Source organism: Prevotella communis (assembly GCF_022024115.1).
Classification (GTDB): Bacteria; Bacteroidota; Bacteroidia; order Bacteroidales; family Bacteroidaceae; genus Prevotella; species Prevotella communis.
This window is the reverse complement of record NZ_CP091792.1, coordinates 2,648,277-2,666,006: the sequence shown is the minus strand read 5'-3', so window position 1 is coordinate 2,666,006 and position 17,730 is coordinate 2,648,277. Positions and strand designations below refer to the sequence as shown.

The following is a 17,730-nucleotide window of genomic DNA, read 5'->3' as shown; positions in this document are numbered from 1 at the left end:
CTTTGAAACAAATGGTATTATCCATAAACTGGTATAAAATACAGAAAACGGCTCTCGTGCTTGTGACGATGCTGTGGGGCGCCAGCCTTTCAGCGGCAGTCACTCCGCAACATACAATGGACTCCCTGCGCCAGGTGATGTCTCATCAGAAAGGTGAGAAGAAGTTGAATACCATGGAGGAAATCTATAACCAGAGCCTCTTGGTTGGCGACTTCAAGCTCCAGTTGCGATGCCTTGACGAATGGCAGGCAGAAGCCCGTCGTCAGGGTAATGCTGCCAGCGAAGCCGAGGCGCGTGTGGATCGCATCCTCGATTATTTCAATGTGGCAATCTATGACTCCATCTTCCACCTCTCGCGCGATATGATGACATTCTGCGAGAAGCACGGCATGGTGCGTAAGAAGATGCAGGCTTGGCACATGCTGGTGGGCGCCTATCATTTCACCGGACAGTACAACCAGGCGCTTCGCGAAGTGAAACTGATGTACGAGGAGGCCCATCGCGTGGGTTCTGAATATGGTGAGTCGATGGCCTATTTCAATATGGGAAATGTCTATTACAGCATGAGCCATATTGAGGAGTCGGCCGATGCTTTCGAGAAGAGTATCCCCCTGATGCAGAAGATAGACCCTGAGGTGCTGCTGGAGATGTATCCCTACTATTGTGATGCTCTGGAGTCGCTGAAGCGTTATGAGAAACTGGACAGCGTGACCCACCAGTGGTGGCAGGTGATAGAAAACAGGTTCGCAAAGGGGGATGAACGTGATAGGGAAATCCTTTTTGCCAACTATTTCATTGCTTGTGCTCAGGCTAAACTGGGAAAGGGTAAGTTGGAAGAGGGAGAGAAATATCTGGACGAGGTAGAGAAGAACCTGCCCGGCAAGAAAAGCTACGAATACTTGTTCCTGCTGTTCTATCGTGCCAAGTTGCGTATGTTGCAGGGTCGCTATGATGAGGCCCTCGATCTGAATGCGGAGCGTATCAGGATGTGTAGCGTCATCGACGATAAGCCCACCCTGATTCCTGTACATAAGCAGCGCGCAGATATCTTGATGCGTGCAGGCCGCTATAAGGAAGCCGCAATGATGTATGCCCGTACCTTAGCCCTGAGCGACTCGCTGAATCAGGCCAACACACGTACGCAGTTGAACGAGCTCCGTACGATGTTCAAGGTGGATGAACTGGAGACGGCCAATGCCGAGCACGAGACACGTCTTGAGGAGATGGAAATCCATTCTGTGCTTCAGCGCAGTAAGTTTATCACCATCATCACCACGCTGGCTGCCGTGACGCTGCTGATTATCATGCTGATTATCTACTATGCAGCACGCCGCCTGAAGAAGAAGAACTGCGAACTGGCTCAGCGTAATAACGAACTGAAGGTGGCGCGCGAGCGTGCTGAGGTCTCTCTGAAGATGAAGACCGACTTTATCCATCAGATATCCCACGAGATACGCACGCCGCTGAATGTGCTGTCGGGCTTCTCGCAGATTCTGACTGCCAAGAACGACCCGTTGGATCCCGATGTGCGTCGCAGCATCAACCATCGTATTGCCGAGAGCACGGGCCGTATCGTCAACCTGGTTAATAAGATGCTGGAGCTGAGTGAGGCTAACAGCGAGAAGATTATAGAGCGCGAGGACGAGGTGACACCTGCGAAGATTGCCGAGGATGCTATTGAGCAGTCGGGCGTCCGCAGTTTCGAGATGACAGACTTTGAATGCCATATCGATGACGACGTGACAGACCTGATGCTGCAGACCAACCTGAAACAGGCTGTCCGCACGATCTACTTCCTGATAGGTAATGCCCGTAAGTTCATGCAGCCGTCGGGCGAGGACCTGCGTCAGGGCACCATCCGTCTCCTCGTGTCACAGTCGGCCGACAAGCATTTCGTGCAGTTTGCTGTGGAGGATACGGGTATCGGTATCCCTGCAGAAGAAGCCGAACATATCTTTGATGAGTTTGTACAGTTGAATGAATACTACGATGGCGCCGGCATCGGTCTTACCGTGGCCCGCAGTATCGCCCGCCGACTGGGTGGCGATGTGGTGCTCGATACAAGTTATACAGCAGGTGCACGTTTCGTGTTCACCTTACCAAAGAAATAAGAAAAGATGATTGATAGAGCGACGGTTGACAAGATTATCGATGCTGCCCGCATCGTAGATGTGGTGGGAGAGTTCGTGACACTCAAGAAGAGTGGCGTGAACTATAAGGGCTTGTGTCCGTTCCACGACGACCGTAACCCGTCGTTCATGGTGTCGCCGTCGAAGAATATCTGCCACTGCTTCGTATGCGGAAAGGGTGGTACGCCTGCCAACTTCCTCATGGAACATGAGCAGATTACCTATCCTGAGGCGCTGCGCTGGTTGGCTAAGAAATACAACATCGAGATTGTCGAAAAGGAGATGACCGACGAGGAGCGCGAGGCACAGAGCGAGCGCGAGTCGATGTTTATTGTCAATGAGTGGGCTAAGGATTGGTTCCATGATATCCTCAAGAACGACCCTGATGGCATCGCCATCGGCAAACAGTATTTCCGCAGTCGTGGCATACGCGATGATATCATAGAGAAATTCCAGTTGGGCTATGCGCCTCAGAAACGTGACGCTTTGGCGCTGGCTTCCAAAGCCAAGGGCTATAAGCCAGAGTTCCTGGTAAAGACTGGTCTGTGCATTGAGGGCGAGAAGGGAGTATATGACCGCTATGCCGGTCGTGCCATTTTCCCCTGGTTCAATGTCAGCGGCAAGGTGGTGGCCTTTGGTGGCCGTGTGCTGGACAGCAGGACGAAGGGTGTGGCACAGAAATATGTCAACTCGCCCGACTCGGACATCTATCACAAGGAACGTGAGCTCTATGGCATCTATCAGGCCAAGAAGGCTATTGTGAAGGAAGACCGCGTGTTCATGGTGGAGGGCTATACCGACGTCATCGCCATGCATCAGGCCGGCATCGAGAACGTGGTGGCCAATAGTGGTACGGCGCTGTCAACCTACCAGATACACATGCTTCACCGCTTCACCAGTAATATCACCTTGCTGTATGATGGTGATGAGGCTGGTATACATGCTGCCATGCGAGGCACGGACATGCTCCTGGAGGAGGGGATGAACATCAAGGTGCTGCTGTTGCCCGATGGCGACGACCCCGACTCGTTTGCCCGCGAGCACTCTACGGAGGACCTGAAGCGCTATATCGAGGAGAACCAGACCGACTTCATTACCTTCAAGAGCCGACTCACGGTAGAGAACGTCACAGACCCCGTGAAACGCTCCGAGGCTATCGGTGGTATCGTGAAGAGTATCTCCGTGATTCCAGACCAGATTCTGCGCTCCACCTACCTCAGCGATTTTGCTCATCGCATCAATATGAAGGAGCAGACGCTGGTGGCAGAGATGAATAAATACATCCAAAAGAACCTGGAGGATAAAGGAAAAGACAGCGCACGACAGCAAGGGCGCGAGCCTCAGAATGAGCAGGAAATACCACAGCCGCAGATGAACGAGGACGACCTGCTGGCGCTTCACTCGCCCACAGAGCAGGCTTCTGAGGTCGAGCAGATGCTTGTTCGCGAGATCGTGCGTCATGGTGAGGAAATCATCTTCGAGGATGTGGAGACAGAGGAAGGTGGAACCATCTCGCTCAATGTGGCACAGTATGTCCACTTCGACCTGTCGCAGGACGGACTCTCTTTTGCTCTTCCCATCCACAACCAGATTCTGGAGGAGGCCGTAGAGCAGAGTGAGAAGCCCGGTTTCAAGGCCGAGTCATATTTTTGTAATCACGCCGATGTGCAGGTCAGTCAACTGGCCACCCGCCTGGCCATCGACCGTCATCAGTTGGGCGGACGCTTCGTATTGGAACCTCGTGAGGGGGCCTTGCGTCAGCGCGTCATCCATCTTGTGATGGACTTCCGTCTCAACATTGTAGAGAATAGATTAAAAGAGATTCAGCGTCAGTTGCTACAGGTGGGCTCTGATGTTGAACAAATGATGAAATTATTAAAGGAACATAAGGAAACCAAAGAGCTTCGTGATGAACTGGCCAAGCGCCTGGGCACCGATCTCGTTGTCTAAAACGAATTATGTATTACATTCAGAAAAAATTAGAAGTATCAGCCAGCCATCACTTGGTGCTGGACTATGAGAGTAAGTGTTCAAACTTGCACGGTCACAACTGGATTATCACCCTTTACTGCCGTGCCAAGGAGTTAAACCAGAATGGTATGGTGGTCGACTTTACCGAGATCAAACGTAAGATCAAGGGAACGTTGGACCATCAGAATCTGAACGATGTGCTGCCTTTCAACCCCACGGCAGAGAATATCGCCCGCTGGTGTGTAGAGCAGATTCCTACCTGCTACCGTGCTGAGGTACAGGAGAGCGAGGGCAACCTCGCGGCGTATGAAAAGGATGAGTGAAAAGTGAATAGTGAAAAATTTGCTACCGCATGAGGGTAAATAATATTTTCTATTCTTTGCAGGGTGAGGGACGCAACACGGGGCGTGCTGCTGTCTTCATCCGCTTTGCTGGTTGCAACCTGCGCTGCTCGTTTTGCGATACGGAGTTTGAGTCCTATCGCGAGATGAGCAACGAGGAGATTATGGCAGAGGTTGAGGCCCTCAGCCCTCAGCCATCAGCCATCAAACCTCTGATTGTCCTGACTGGCGGCGAACCCACGTTGCAGGTCGATGAGGCCTTCGTGGACTTCCTGCATCAGCATGGCTATGAGGTGGCGATGGAGAGCAACGGCACGCGCCCTGCTCCCCAGAATCTCGACTGGCTCACGGTATCACCCAAGCAGAAGCCCGTTCACCAGCGTTGTAGCGAGGTGAAGGTGGTCTTTACGGATGCCGAACATGTGTCGGACTTTGAGCTCGAAGCGGATTATTATTACCTGCAACCCTGCGACACGGGCGACCCTGAGCGCAATAAGGCTATTACGCAGGCCTGCGTAGAATATATCAAGCAGCATCCCAAGTGGCGCCTGTCGTTGCAGACCCATAAGCTCATTGACATAGAATAAATCTCCAACCTCCAATCTCCAACCTCCAATCTCAAACCTCAAAACTCAACCCCTATGTCCTGGCACAGCATCATACTCCTCATCTATCAGATTATCGTGGTAGCAACGATTATTCATGTAGTCCTGGATAATCGTCAGCCTTCGAAGACGATGGCATGGGGTATGGTGATTTTCTTCGTGCCTGTGGTGGGTATCATCGCCTATCTGTTTCTGGGCGTTAACACCCGTCGTGAACGCATGGTCAGCCAGCGTTCCATGGATCAGCTCACCCGCCGTTCCATGTCGGGCTTCATCGAACAGGGCGATCTCCAGTTGCCGGAACTCAGTCGTCCGGTTATCGACCTGTTCATCAATCAGAGTTTCTCCCTTCCCTTTAATAATAATAAGGTGGAGATCCTGACGGATGGCTATGATTTCTTCCCGTCGCTGCTGCGTGACATCGCCTCTGCGCGGGACCATATCCATATTGATGTCTATATCTTTGAGGACGATGCCCTGGGACGACTCATCTCTGATGCCCTGATAGCCAAGGCTCGCGAGGGCGTGGAGGTGCGTGTGCTCTATGATGCCGTGGGATGCTGGAGCGTGGACAACCGTTTCTTTGAGCGGATGCGTATCGAGGGAGTCGAGGTGGAAGCCTTCATGCCCGTACGTTTCCCCACGTTTGCACGTAAGATGAACTACCGCAACCATCGTAAGATTTTCATCGTCGATGGCAGGGTAGGCTATATCGGTGGCATGAATTTCGCCTTGCGCTATGTGAAGGGCCGTCATCAGCGAGGATGGCGCGACACGATGATGCGCATCGAGGGTAGTGGTGTCTACTCCCTGCAGCGTGCCTTCCTCATCGACTGGTATTTCGTGGACCGCACGCAGTTGAGTGACAAGCGCTATTATCCCAAGTCGGCGGAAGATGCTCACGGCGCGCTCCTCCAGACCGTCACGTCGGCGCCCCTGGCACCTTATCCCGAGATTATGCAGGGCTATCTGCGCATCATCCTGTCGGCCAAGCGCTATATCTATATCCAGTCGCCCTATTTCCTGCCTACGGAGACCATCTTCTTTGCGCTGAAGACGGCCGTGGCATCGGGTGTTGATGTCAGGGTGATGGTGCCGCGCAAGACCGATGGCTGGTTTGTAGAGTGGGGTAGCAGGTCCTATCTGCGTGAGGCGCAAGAGGCTGGTATCCAGATACTTCTCTACGAACCGCGTTTTCTGCATGCCAAGACGCTGGTATGTGATGACCATACCACGACATGCGGCTCTACGAACATCGATTTCCGTTCGTTCCTGAATAATTTTGAAGCTAATACGTTTGTGTACGACGAGGCTGTGGCATTACAGATGAAGGATATTTTCCTGCGTGATGCCCGTCAGTCCACACCACTGTCCGCCCTGCCTAAACGCCTCCATCCAAAGTTCCTGGTGCGCTTAGGCGAGTCGGTTATGCGTCTGCTGTCGCCTCTGCTCTAAACAACGAGAAATTCACGCTGCCATAACTTCTGTGTTCTATGAAATGCGGATGCTGACTGAAGTCATGGTCTTTGCCGTGCTCCAGTACAAACATGCCATCCTCTTTCAACAGTCCCTTTTCAAAAACCAGGTCGGGTATCTGCGGAATCTCCTTCAGCGCATAGGGAGGGTCGGCAAAGATAAAATCATATTGCTGGTGACAGGCTTTCAGGAATTTAAAGACATCGGCACGCAGGGGTATACAACTCTTGTCGCCCAGTTTCTTGATGCACTCGCAGATGAAGCGATGATGGTCGCGGTCCATCTCGACGCTGACCACCTGCTGGCAACCACGCGACATGAGTTCCAGGGAGATGCTGCCTGTGCCAGAGAACAGGTCCAGTGCTGTGGCTTCCTCGAAGTCAATATACTGTGTCAGCACGTTAAAGATATTCTCCTTGGCAAAATCCGTTGTAGGCCTCGCCTTGAATGAGCGAGGAATCTCGAAATGTCTTCCTTTATATTTTCCAGTAATAATTCTCATGCTATCTTACATCTTCCATCTTACATCAGCCATCATCCCTCAGCCCTCAGCCATCATCCCTCATCTTCCCTTGATAAACAGCGTCTGGAGGTCGTAGGGCATCGACTTGATTGTTGTCACGGGATGACGGTTGAAGTCGGCCGCAGGATTAATCACGTAGGCATTCTGCAGGAATTTCTTCAGTTCCTTGAGCAGCCATTCCTGTTCGGGGATATCGCCCACAATATGCAGTTCGTCGTGCTCAGGCTCCAGTTGCAACTGCTTCCATACGTAGAGCAGGAAGTAGAGTGAGTCGTGGGCGCGTGATGCATCAAACGAGTTGCAGAACTTGAACCTGTTCTGCTGGAAACTGAATATCTCCAGTCGCTTCTCGTGGAAGTAACCATAGAGTTTGCTGCGCGTGCCGGTAAAGCTGCGCTGATGCAGGTGACGCCATACGGTAGAGAGCGCAATGATCATGTTGACATCCTGGAAATGGTCGTCGATAACCAGTCGCAGGTCCTTGTTCATCGCATAGACAGCCACGCTGTTCAGGTCTGGCAGCACGTTATAGTATACAGCCAGGGGCTCCTTGCTGGGGAAAGCATGGAAATAGAGCGTCTCTGCCTGTTCTTCGTGGAAGCTCTCCACGGGAACCATCAGCACATCAGCGTCAAGCACCACCCTGACACGCTTGGGCGGATTCATCAGCAGTTCGCTGGTCTTGAAAGCCTCGCGCAGGTTGGCAGCCATAGATATGCCGCTTTTCACCACGTATGGTTCAAACATCACATCCGTTCCGTCGTCCGTGGGTTGTGAAAACGACAAGGTGCCCCGTCCTATGCGGATGGTGAGCCGTTGCTTTGTGTTACTGATTTCTGGCATCTGTTTTTGTAATTTTGCTGCAAAATTACAAAAATAATTCTTAATTCTTAATTCTTAATTCTTATTTTTTTTCTTACCTTTGCATATTGTATGATTCAAGACGAGCTGATTTACCAGATAGAGACGCATTTTGGACATTTGCCTACCCCTGAGCAGCATGCGGCTCTGCAGACGTTTGCCACGTTTATGACCGACCGCGACGAGCAGGTGGTCATGGTGCTTCGTGGTTCGGCCGGTACGGGTAAGACCACGCTGGCCTCTGCCATTGTGCGTGGCATGCTTGCCATGAAACAGAAACTGGTGCTGATGGCGCCAACCGGCCGTGCTGCCAAGGTCTTCTCCAACTATTCCGGTACACCGGCTTATACCATCCACCGTCGTATCTACCGTCAGAAGACGGCTGCCGACCTCTCTGCCTTCAGTCTTGGATTCAATGCCGCCCAGGACACGCTTTTCATCGTTGACGAGGCCTCGATGATAGCCAATGCCGATACGCCCTTGCTCGATGACCTGATCCGTTTTGTCTATAACTATAAAAACTGCCGTCTGCTGCTTATCGGCGACCGTGCCCAGTTGCCCCCTGTGGGCGAGGAAGAGAGTCCGGCGCTGATGGCCCATGTGCTGCGTGGCTACGGCATGAAGGTCTATGAGGCCGACCTCACCGAGGTGTTGCGCCAGGCTGAGGACTCTGGGATTCTGTGGAATGCCACCGAGGTAAGATGTATGATGGCTGATGGCAGATGTGAGTTGCCAAAGATCCGCCTTGACGGTTTTCCTGATATCGTGAGCGTGCCCGGTGATGAACTCATCGAGTCGCTGGCCTCGAGCTTCAGTCATGTGGGCATGGACGAGACGCTGGTGGTGACGCGTTCCAACAAGCGGGCCAATATCTATAACCAGGGCATCCGCAATACGGTCCTCGATCGTGAGGACGAACTCTGTCGTGGTGACCGTATCATGATCGTGAAGAATAACTATTACTGGGTGAAGAGCGAGGGCATTGAAGGGAATATCAGCTTCATTGCCAATGGCGACATCGCGGTCGTTCAGCGCGTGCGCAATGTCCATGAGCTCTATGGCTTCCGCTTTGCTGAGGTCACCATGACCTTCCCCGACTACGACGACTACGAGCTCACGGCTATTACCCTGCTCGACACGCTCACTACCGAGGCGCCTGCCCTGACGCGCGAACAGCAGGAGCAGTTGTATACCCAGGTGATGGAGGACTATATGGATGTGCCCTATAAATCAGAACGCCTGAAGAAACTCAAGGACGACAAGTACTACAACGCCCTGCAAATCAAGTTCGCCTATGCTGCCACCTGCCACAAGGCGCAGGGCGGCCAGTGGGCGCATGTGTATATAGACCAGGGGTATATGACGGATGATATGCTCACGCCCGACTATTTCCATTGGCTCTATACCGCCCTGACGCGTGCCACCGAACAGGTCTTTTTGGTCAATTGGCCAAAGACACAGGTGGAAAATCCCAGCGACAGTTACTGAAGTATCTCCCCGGGCTTACGGGCAAAGGTGGTGGCGCCGTGTGCCTCCAGGAAAGCCTGGTCGCGGAAGCCCCATAGCACGCTGATGCAGGGCAGCCCCGAGTTGACGGCTGTCTGCAGGTCCACGTCGCTATCGCCTACATACACGGCATTCTCCTTGCTGACACCCAGTTGGCGGAAGGCTTCAATCACGGTGTCGGGGGCGGGCTTCTTACGGATACCCTCGGCCTCATGTTCGCCAATGGCTACCTCTACGGTGTCTGCGAAGAAATGGCGGCAGAGTTCGCGGGTGGCGGCATAGAACTTATTGCTGACCACGGCCACGCGCTTGCCTTGCTGACGCAGTGCGGCCAGCAGTTCGGGAATCCCGTCGTAGGGACGCGTGGTGTCCAGGGAATGTTCCATATAGTATTCGCGGAAGGTGCGGAAGGCATCGTCGAAACGAGGGTTCTTGTCGCCATCGGGCACGGCCCTCACCATCAGCAGGCGCACGCCGTTGCCCACCATGTGGCGTACCTCCTCGCGTGTATGCTCGGGCATCCCGTGCTGTCGCAAGGCGTAGTTCACGGCAGCTGTCAGGTCGTCGAGCGTATCCAGCAGCGTGCCGTCGAGGTCGAATATATAAGTATCGTATTGTTTCATTGCGTGTGCAAAGGTACTAAAAATTATTCATTGTCAATAAACAAACGCCAATAACCAAATAATTCCCCGCGATACATTATCAATTATCAATTAATTCGTAACTTTGCACACTGTATGAATGTGATTAGATTCCTGAAAGACTGGACGCTGCCCGTATCAATGGGTATGGGAGCGCTGTTGTATCTGGTGTTTGCCTACGTGCCACAGCTGGACGGGGCAGCCCTGTTTTTTGACCCCGTGATGGAGGCCATCCTGCCCCTGTTTATGTTTCTGATACTCTTTGTGACCTTCTGCAAGGTCGATTTCCATAAGATGCGCCCTGTGTGGTGGCATCTGTGGGTGAGCATCTTCAACCTGCTGTTTATCGGCATCGTGATGGCATTGATACTGAGCTTGCCTCGTGCGGTAGCAAATTCTTGCGTCCCTTCGGTAGCAAGCGACCTGAGGTCGAGCGCTTCACTATTCACTTTTCACTCTACCCTTATTCTGTTGGAGGCTCTGCTGATGTGCATTATTTCTCCTTGTGCCACCGCCGCCGCTGTGGTAACCCAGAAGTTGGGCGGCTCGCTGGAACAGACCACCACCTATACTTTCCTTTCCAATTTCATCACGGTGCTGATGGTACCCATTTGTTTCCCGATGATTGAGAAGGGAGCCGATATCTCCTTTATGAGTGCCTTCCTGAAGATTCTCTATCAGGTCGTGGTACTGCTGGTAGTGCCCATGCTGCTGGCCTATATCGTGAAGCACACCATGCATCGTTTTCACCAGAAGATTATCAGCATCAAGGACCTGTCGTTCTACCTCTGGGGCTGTTCGCTGATGATTGTCACAGGCACCACCGTGAAGAATATCCTCCATGCTGAGGCCTCCGTGGTGTTCCTTGGCATGATAGCCCTGTTGGGCCTGGTGCTCTGCATCATCCAGTTTGCCGTGGGTCGCTTCATCGGCCATTTCTTCGGACGAGCCCAGGAGGCCGGTCAGGCACTGGGGCAGAAGAATACCGCCTTCGCCATCTGGCTGGGAATCACCTACCTGAACCCACTATCATCCGTGGGCCCCGGTTGCTATATCCTCTGGCAGAATATCATTAATTCGTTTGAAATCTGGCAGGAAAGACAAAAGAACAAGGGGTTAAAGACGCTCTCTTAGAATCTGCGTGATGAGTCTTGCGGCATTATCCGGCGCTTTCTCTTTGCCCAGACGCTGCCACACCTCCTCATAGCCTTCGAGCATTTGTTGGCGTGCCGGCCCGTCGAGTATGAGCTCCAGCTCATGCTCTATGTTGGCCTGACTGAACGTGTCGGCCACCAGTTCCGTCACCACCTTACGGTCAGCAATCAGGTTGACCAGCGAGACATATTTCACCTTCAGCAGTTTCTTGCGCAGCCAACCGATAAGCCAGGGTAGGGGTGTCTCGTAGCATACTACCTGAGGCACACCAAACAGGGCCGTCTCGAGTGTTGCCGTGCCGCTGGTGACGAGGGCAGCATGCGCTTTCGACAACAGGTCGTAGGTCTGGTTCTTCACCAGTCTCACGTTGGTACCCTCCAGGAATCTCTGATAGTAAGCCTCGTCGATGCCAGGTGCGCCAGCCAGCACCAACTGGTAGTTTTTCTCAAACTTCTGTGCCGCCCTGATCATCGTCGGCAGGTTATCCTTAATCTCCTGCTTTCTGGAGCCAGCCAGCAGCGCAATAACGGGAGACCCTCCCCCGTCCCCTCCCTGTGATGGAGGGGTGAGCCGCCACTCCTTAACCTCATCTGCTGTCGGATTCCCCACATAGTGGATAGGGTAGTGGTGCTTCCTCTCAAAGAAATCCACCTCGAAGGGCAGGATAGAGAAGAGCTCGTCTACATTGCGCTTGATATCCTTGATGCGATACTCCTTCCACGCCCATATCTTGGGTGAGATATAGTAGTATACAGGACAGATGCTGTGGCGTTTCACGTAATCCGCAATCTTCAGGTTGAAGCCCGGGTAGTCCACCAGAATCACCACGTCGGGCATCCAGCGGCGTATGTCCTCCTTGCATTGCCTCATGTTCCTCAGGATGGTGGGCAGATGCAGCAATACGGGCACAAACCCCATGTAGGCCATCTCGCTATAGTGTTTCACCAAGGTGCCACCCTCGGCCTGCATCAGGTCGCCGCCGTAGAAACGGAACTCCGCTTCTGCGTCGCATGCCTTCAGCGACCGCATCAGACGTGATGCGTGGAGGTCGCCAGAGGCTTCGCCAGCTATGAGGTAATACTTCATTTAGTTAAGAGTTAAGAGTTAAGAGATGGGGGGAGTTAAGAGTTATTCTTCCCAGGACTCCTTCTGACTCATGAAGGCATAGGCCGTGAGGTCTATCTCTGTTGGGGTGATGGCCACGTATCCGTTATCCAGTGCCCAGCGGTCGGTATCCGTAGCCTCGGGCTCGTCGTTGTGGTAATGGCCCACCATCCACCAGTAGTCATACCCACGTGGATGATGACACTTCGTGGTCTCGTTCTGCCATGAGCCGAAGCCCATGCGGCATACCTTCACGCCCTTGAACGCCTTGGCCGCGGGGAAATTCACGTTCAGACAGATACCCTTGGGCAGTCCCTCTTTCAGCACCTTCTCCGTGAACTTGCGGATATAGGGGCGCAGGGGCTCAAAATCGGCATCCTCGCGGTGGTCGCACAGCGAATAGGCCACGCTGGGTATGTACTTCAGACAACCCTCTATCGTCACGCCCATCGTGCCGCTATAGTGGGCATTCACCGAGGCATTGTCGCCGTGGTTGATGCCTCCGATAATCATATCAGGACGACGCTCGCAGATATTCTGCAGCGCCATTTTTACGCAGTCCACAGGTGCACCGTTGCACGAATAGACCGTCACACCCTCGCGCTTCTCCCTGAGGGTCAGCTTGAGGGGTATGGTTGCCGAGAAAGCGCACGAGAAGCCCGAGCGGGCATCATCAGGTGCACATACTATGATGTCGGCAATATCTTCCAGCATAGCCGTCAGCGAGCGGATGCCCTTAGCCTGATAGCCATCATCGTTGGAAATCAGTATCAGTGGTCTCATTTTTTTCCTTCTTTTCCGATAATTGCGTGCAAAGTTAGTGGAAAAGGCCGAGATAACAAAAAATTTTAATGTTTATTCAGTTACTCACCATCCCAGTGACAACATGATATTCCTGATGCCGTGCGCTGACTTTTCCTGATTTCACTAGACACTTTTTCTCTTCATTTTAATTATGCAGGCAGAAATCAAAACGTTTTCGAAGTTGTGAAAGCATTGTCATATTCAAACCAATCAAAATCTGCATATTCGTCTCTGCTGTCACCTTGGGCAAACAAACCAAGCATAACACCCGTGAAACCGCCTATCACCTCGGTTGAAAGGTAGCGGAAATCCATCTTGGCGAGTGTGGCGAACGATTTGCCATCAGCAGATACTTGCATGTAGTAATAGTCCTTGTCGGAACCGATGCGTATGAAGGCCTGAGTGCCTTTCAGTTCAACGGGTTGGCCGGTATGGCTGAGTGCTCCCACGCGGATATTTGACTTGGCCAATAGCTTTCCGTTCTTTCGTTCCACCATCACATCATAATGATTCAGGGGCGCTGCGTAGGCTGTGATTCCTGCCTGAGAGCCTTCTGTTAGATGCGATGCATCGATAAGTGCGGTGGCGTTGAAACGCAGCTCTGTCTGCCGCCTTGTCACAAAGGTGGGCGAGGTGGCTGCATCGAGTGTCGTAGAAGTGGGATGCAGGCGCAGCCAGCCCTCCCGCTCAGTAAGAGAATAGCAGGAATAATCGGGATTACCGATACTCATCCATCCCCAAGGCAAACCGATGCTGCTGTAGCTGTCGGCTGGTACATCGCGCTTGACGAAATTGAACTCTTCGCGAACAGGGTCAAGGGGCATTGGAACTTGAGGTAAGGTCTGACATTTCATATTGATGGCCAAAGTGCCGTCACCATTGACCACAGGCCAAGCATTCTTGTCCCAACGCATCGGTGCAAGCATGGTCTCGCGTCCCATCACATGCAGGAGGTAGCCGCTGGTGCGATAACCCAGACATATCATCCACCACGATGAGTCGGGCGCTTGTATGAGGTCTGCATGCCCCAGTCCTTGAATATTGCTGTTCTGCATCTTCATGCTGAAATGCGTCAGGATGGGGTTGGCAGGATTCGGTTCGTAGGGGCCGAACAGCGAACGGCTTCGCAAGATGTTGACATGGTGCCCATGTTCCGTGCCACCTTCGGCAAGCATCATGTAGTAGAAGCCGTCCTTTTTGTATATGTGCGGACCTTCAGGATAACGTCCGCCGAGCCCTGTTCCCAGGTGATGAATATCGCCTGTGCGCCGGCCGGTATGAATGTCAATCTCGCAGATGTTGATGTCGCCCGGCTTGATTCCCGGCCGTGTCTCGTCGGCAGCCGCTTTCCATAAGAAATAGCACTTCCCTTCGTCCCAGAATAGGGTAGGGTCGCAACTGCCAATGGCAAAGTCTATGAATACGGGGTCAGACCATTCTTTGGAGGGGTCGTCTGTCCATACGTAGAAATGGCGGCGTGAAGGAAAAATGGTGGTCACCATATAATAGCGGCCCTTGTGATAGCGGATGGTCGGTGCATAGATGCCCGCATTGGTCCAACCCAGTTCTGGCTGGTTTTGCGAGTATAGTCCTGAGAGGTCAAGCTGCGATTTGCGTGAGAGGCAATTTCCTACCTGCTCCCAATGTATCAGGTCTTTGCTGTGGAAGACTGGTACACCTGGGAAATACTGAAACGTACTGTTCACAAGGTAGAAATCCTTGCCGTCAGTACACACACTTGGGTCGGCATGAAAGCCGGGAAGCACAGGGTTGCGATAGCCTTGCGCCATACAGTTTATCGACGCTACAACAGTGATAGAGATTGTGAATAACAGCTTCTTCATAAACATTTTTTTACAGGGCAAAGGTAAGCAAAAAATCTTAGACCCTCCCCTCCTTTTGTAGGGGAATCTCAGGTACAGGTCAACTGATACAACTCCTTAACGTGAATCAAAGTTCCTGTCTCTGGTGATTCCGGGACAACACCACAGGAATATCGCAAGCAGCAAGGGCTGTCTTGAAGTTTATCTTGTTTTCGTAGTCAATAGTTCTATAGAACCCAACAATCCTGATGGAAGCAGGGGGGATTCTTTTGTGAAGAACTTGAAGCACCCGACGGTCTTTCTTCCTTTGGAGGGGCGTGGGGTGCCATTGCTCAGCCACTCGGGAAGCTTTGCCATATAACGACCTGCCGTAGGACTGCCTGGGGCATAGGTGTATGTCAGGGGTTCTGACCATTCTATGTCGTCTGGCTCCTGCTCATCGCCTATCATGCGGTTAGGCCACAGGTTGGTAACGTCAATGCTTATGGTGTTGATGCCTTTATGTATGGCAGGGGTGATATCCAATAGGAATGGTGCCTTCCATAGAGTGGGGAAGGGTTTGCCATTGACGGTTACAGAGGCAAGGTTTTTTACTTGACCTAAGCTGATGATATAGCGTGCGTCTTTCTTCAGTTTCTTAATGGTAAACGAATTGCTGTATGTCGCTGTCCCTGAGAAATATCTTACGTTGCTGTCAGAGGATGTCGTCCAGTCGAACAGAGTGTTATTATCAACAATGATGTCATCAGCGTCTTTATAGTGAAAAGCCACCTTCCACCCTTTGTCTATCTCTGTCCTGCCATCGCTGGCCGGGAGTGAGGTTAGCAGTTGGTTTTCAGGACGTGGCGTTTCAGAAGATGTCTCTGTATCTGAGATAATGATAAATCTTGAACCGTACGGCTCTATGGAGAGTATCATAGGTCTGTCGTCTATCTTCTGCATAGTAAGATTGTATGCATCCCATATCTCCAGTTTCCTGCCTTTGGCAACGGAGGCAAGCCGGATTGTGTCTGATACGCTTTCGTTTGTAGGATTACAGAGGAACAGTATGTCATTATCTTCGTCAGTGCGCTGATAGGTCATGAACTTATCCGTTCCCTTCCATTGCTGTTTCGTCGGCACACCACGTTGCAGGAGCGACTGACAGCGTGCCATGTAGTCGAATAGTGCGCGTGCTCCACCAGCTTTCCACCATGTCTGATTGGGTACGAAATGTGTGCCCCAGATGCCGAATGACATTCCCGGCTCTACATTTGTCCAAGGGTTGCAGGCGCCTGCATGGAGCATCATCCTGTTAACACCATTACAGTAGGCTTTGTCGCATATCGGCTTTAAGGATTGCGGGTCGTCTTTCCATGCGTGAAGAGGCCAGCACGTAAAGGCTTCTGCGGCCAGCAACGGGCGTTGCAGATTTCTCATCACCTGCTCATGACGCTTCATGTCTTTCCAACCCCATGTCTCGGGCTTTACCCAGAATTCTGTCGCTATGACTGCACTGCTTGCCTCCTTGAGTATCTTGTTGATATCGAGCACTTGGAATGGCTTCTGCCCGCCTGTACCGTACGGCTCTATCATCAGCTGCATACCGGGTGTCTTGCGTGCCAGCTGATTCATATAGCCATAATAGTTTTCTGCAAAGAGTGAGGTGACAACATCTACAAGGTCTTTCTTGAATCGTGCCGACTCTTCCTTACTGCCGATGATGTTGCGCCCTACGATGTAAGGCAGGTATGGCAGTATGTCATATTTCTTCCGTTTCAAGAACTCATCTGGCAAAACCACACTCCAATCCTGACCGCCAGCCTCATAGCTGTCTATCTCTATTATATTAAACGTTTTGCCGGCATGAGGTCCTGCAATGTCTATGAGCATCTGTGGATATGCATCCCAAAAGGCCTTAACAGCCACCCTGTTCATCTTGTCACACTCCAGCCCTTGTCCCGACAGAGGGGCTTGTGCTTCGTTGGTCTTTCCGTTTGTAGTGTGTCCGAAACGCAGAAGTCTATACCCGGAAATGTCTTTGGCAAGGGCAGAAGGAATGTTTGCTATCTGAGATGACTTGTCAAAATACTGTGTCAGGTCTATTATGTTTTCCTTCATGACAATGCTGTCGTCAGGAAGTGCCAAGAGGCAGATGTCTTCGTAATAGTTGTATTTTTCGTCAACCTTTGGACGAGGGAGTGCGACACTAATAAAGATAGTTTTTTTCTTGCCTTTGCCAACAGCTGTGTCGGGCATCTTTGTTTCTGAGAACACAAGTTTCTGCATGCTATATTCCGGTGTCACTGTTCCGTAGGCACTTGATGACCATCCGGGGCAGTTGTGGGTACCGAAGGTGAGTCCGAGACGCTGGCACTCATCCATCGTCCAACGCATCATAGACTTCCATTTCTCTGAACCGATAGCGCAGGTGGGGTCACCAATCCTGCTTTGCTGGTCACCGCCAATCTGAAAATTTTGTACGCCAGATAGTCCAGCAGCCTTGAAAGCCTCCAGATCTTTCGTGATAGCCTCCTTACTGACAAGCCCATCCATCCATTGCCATATTATCAATGAACGCTGCCCGTCAGTCGGAGAAATAAAATCATTCCGATATCTCTGTGCAACTGCCATAACAGCAGACACACATACCAAAAATAAACACGCAATTTTCTTCATTGACCTAAATTCCGCAGCATTTTAGTTTAACATTATTTACAAGTTCCTGAGCAACAAAAAGTTCTTCGACGCGCGAAGCGGCAAAGCCGAGCGGCTCAGGATTTTGCTATGCCAGATTTTTCACTTACCTTAG

Annotated in this window: 14 protein-coding genes; 7 read left to right on the top strand and 7 right to left on the bottom strand. The window is 51.9% G+C overall.

The genetic code is table 11. From position 1 onward, the window contains the following. Nucleotides 1–11 precede the first annotated feature (11 nt). The 5 genes from L6468_RS11155 to cls are packed head-to-tail and all read left to right on the top strand — an operon-like array spanning nucleotide 12 to nucleotide 6,501. Nucleotides 12–2,111, top strand: coding sequence for a tetratricopeptide repeat-containing sensor histidine kinase (locus L6468_RS11155; protein WP_237793290.1), 2,100 nt, complete (start codon nucleotides 12–14; stop codon nucleotides 2,109–2,111). Nucleotides 2,112–2,117: 6 nt separating this feature from the next. Further along, nucleotides 2,118–4,079, top strand: coding sequence for a DNA primase (gene dnaG, locus L6468_RS11150; RefSeq protein ID WP_237793289.1), 1,962 nt, complete (start codon nucleotides 2,118–2,120; stop codon nucleotides 4,077–4,079). Nucleotides 4,080–4,087: 8 nt separating this feature from the next. After that, complete coding sequence (locus L6468_RS11145) at nucleotides 4,088–4,423, top strand: 6-pyruvoyl trahydropterin synthase family protein (protein ID WP_091816996.1); 336 nt, start codon at nucleotides 4,088–4,090, stop codon at nucleotides 4,421–4,423. Nucleotides 4,424–4,452: 29 nt separating this feature from the next. Continuing rightward, nucleotides 4,453–5,028, top strand: coding sequence for a 7-carboxy-7-deazaguanine synthase QueE (locus tag L6468_RS11140; RefSeq protein WP_237793288.1), 576 nt, complete (start codon nucleotides 4,453–4,455; stop codon nucleotides 5,026–5,028). Between the two features lie 54 nt (nucleotides 5,029–5,082). After that, nucleotides 5,083–6,501: a cardiolipin synthase gene (gene cls, locus L6468_RS11135; RefSeq protein ID WP_091817002.1), complete on the top strand. Its 1,419-nt coding sequence runs from the start codon at nucleotides 5,083–5,085 to the stop codon at nucleotides 6,499–6,501. On the opposite strand, the gene rsmD is transcribed toward cls, so the two are convergent. Further along, complete coding sequence (rsmD, locus tag L6468_RS11130; protein ID WP_091854545.1) at nucleotides 6,473–7,024, bottom strand: 16S rRNA (guanine(966)-N(2))-methyltransferase RsmD; 552 nt, start codon at nucleotides 7,022–7,024, stop codon at nucleotides 6,473–6,475. The genes cls and rsmD overlap by 29 nt on opposite strands. A 60-nt stretch (nucleotides 7,025–7,084) precedes the next feature. Further along, nucleotides 7,085–7,888, bottom strand: coding sequence for a DUF3822 family protein (locus L6468_RS11125; RefSeq protein ID WP_091817008.1), 804 nt, complete (start codon nucleotides 7,886–7,888; stop codon nucleotides 7,085–7,087). Nucleotides 7,889–7,978: 90 nt separating this feature from the next. On the opposite strand from L6468_RS11125, the gene L6468_RS11120 reads away from it, so the two are divergent. Then, on the top strand, nucleotides 7,979–9,394 hold the full coding sequence (locus L6468_RS11120; RefSeq protein ID WP_091854543.1) for an ATP-dependent DNA helicase: 1,416 nt from the start codon (nucleotides 7,979–7,981) through the stop codon (nucleotides 9,392–9,394). Here the strand turns inward: L6468_RS11120 and L6468_RS11115 are convergent. Further along, nucleotides 9,388–10,035: an HAD family hydrolase gene (locus L6468_RS11115; RefSeq protein ID WP_237793287.1), complete on the bottom strand. Its 648-nt coding sequence runs from the start codon at nucleotides 10,033–10,035 to the stop codon at nucleotides 9,388–9,390. The genes L6468_RS11120 and L6468_RS11115 overlap by 7 nt on opposite strands. A 114-nt stretch (nucleotides 10,036–10,149) precedes the next feature. Here L6468_RS11115 and L6468_RS11110 point away from each other — a divergent pair, with 114 nt between their 5' ends. Then, on the top strand, nucleotides 10,150–11,187 hold the full coding sequence (locus tag L6468_RS11110; protein ID WP_091854541.1) for a bile acid:sodium symporter family protein: 1,038 nt from the start codon (nucleotides 10,150–10,152) through the stop codon (nucleotides 11,185–11,187). Here the strand turns inward: L6468_RS11110 and lpxB are convergent. The 4 genes from lpxB to L6468_RS11090 all read right to left on the bottom strand — a co-directional run bounded on the left by lpxB (nucleotide 11,170) and on the right by L6468_RS11090 (nucleotide 17,552). Beyond that, nucleotides 11,170–12,294, bottom strand: a complete 1,125-nt coding sequence (gene lpxB, locus L6468_RS11105; RefSeq protein ID WP_237793286.1) for a lipid-A-disaccharide synthase — start codon at nucleotides 12,292–12,294, stop codon at nucleotides 11,170–11,172. The genes L6468_RS11110 and lpxB overlap by 18 nt on opposite strands. A 42-nt stretch (nucleotides 12,295–12,336) precedes the next feature. Next, complete coding sequence (surE, locus tag L6468_RS11100) at nucleotides 12,337–13,095, bottom strand: 5'/3'-nucleotidase SurE (protein WP_237793285.1); 759 nt, start codon at nucleotides 13,093–13,095, stop codon at nucleotides 12,337–12,339. 185 nt (nucleotides 13,096–13,280) lie between these two features. After that, the gene (locus L6468_RS11095) at nucleotides 13,281–14,960 is read right to left on the bottom strand and encodes a glycoside hydrolase family 43 protein (RefSeq protein WP_237793284.1); all 1,680 of its coding nucleotides are present in this window, start codon (nucleotides 14,958–14,960) and stop codon (nucleotides 13,281–13,283) included. Between the two features lie 180 nt (nucleotides 14,961–15,140). Further along, entirely contained in the window at nucleotides 15,141–17,552 is a 2,412-nt protein-coding gene (locus L6468_RS11090) for a glycosyl hydrolase (protein ID WP_255779402.1), read from the bottom strand. Nucleotides 17,553–17,730 lie beyond the last annotated feature (178 nt).

What these genes read in the sequence shown, in the direction of transcription:
- L6468_RS11155 (WP_237793290.1), top strand. Translation starts at nt 12, where the DNA reads ATGGTATTATCCATAAACTGGTATAAAATACAGAAAACGGCTCTCGTG.
- dnaG (WP_237793289.1), top strand. Translation starts at nt 2,118, where the DNA reads ATGATTGATAGAGCGACGGTTGACAAGATTATCGATGCTGCCCGCATC.
- L6468_RS11145 (WP_091816996.1), top strand. Translation starts at nt 4,088, where the DNA reads ATGTATTACATTCAGAAAAAATTAGAAGTATCAGCCAGCCATCACTTG.
- L6468_RS11140 (WP_237793288.1), top strand. Translation starts at nt 4,453, where the DNA reads ATGAGGGTAAATAATATTTTCTATTCTTTGCAGGGTGAGGGACGCAAC.
- cls (WP_091817002.1), top strand. Translation starts at nt 5,083, where the DNA reads ATGTCCTGGCACAGCATCATACTCCTCATCTATCAGATTATCGTGGTA.
- rsmD (WP_091854545.1), bottom strand. Translation starts at nt 7,024, where the DNA reads ATGAGAATTATTACTGGAAAATATAAAGGAAGACATTTCGAGATTCCT.
- L6468_RS11125 (WP_091817008.1), bottom strand. Translation starts at nt 7,888, where the DNA reads ATGCCAGAAATCAGTAACACAAAGCAACGGCTCACCATCCGCATAGGA.
- L6468_RS11120 (WP_091854543.1), top strand. Translation starts at nt 7,979, where the DNA reads ATGATTCAAGACGAGCTGATTTACCAGATAGAGACGCATTTTGGACAT.
- L6468_RS11115 (WP_237793287.1), bottom strand. Translation starts at nt 10,035, where the DNA reads ATGAAACAATACGATACTTATATATTCGACCTCGACGGCACGCTGCTG.
- L6468_RS11110 (WP_091854541.1), top strand. Translation starts at nt 10,150, where the DNA reads ATGAATGTGATTAGATTCCTGAAAGACTGGACGCTGCCCGTATCAATG.
- lpxB (WP_237793286.1), bottom strand. Translation starts at nt 12,294, where the DNA reads ATGAAGTATTACCTCATAGCTGGCGAAGCCTCTGGCGACCTCCACGCA.
- surE (WP_237793285.1), bottom strand. Translation starts at nt 13,095, where the DNA reads ATGAGACCACTGATACTGATTTCCAACGATGATGGCTATCAGGCTAAG.
- L6468_RS11095 (WP_237793284.1), bottom strand. Translation starts at nt 14,960, where the DNA reads ATGAAGAAGCTGTTATTCACAATCTCTATCACTGTTGTAGCGTCGATA.
- L6468_RS11090 (WP_255779402.1), bottom strand. Translation starts at nt 17,552, where the DNA reads ATGGCAGTTGCACAGAGATATCGGAATGATTTTATTTCTCCGACTGAC.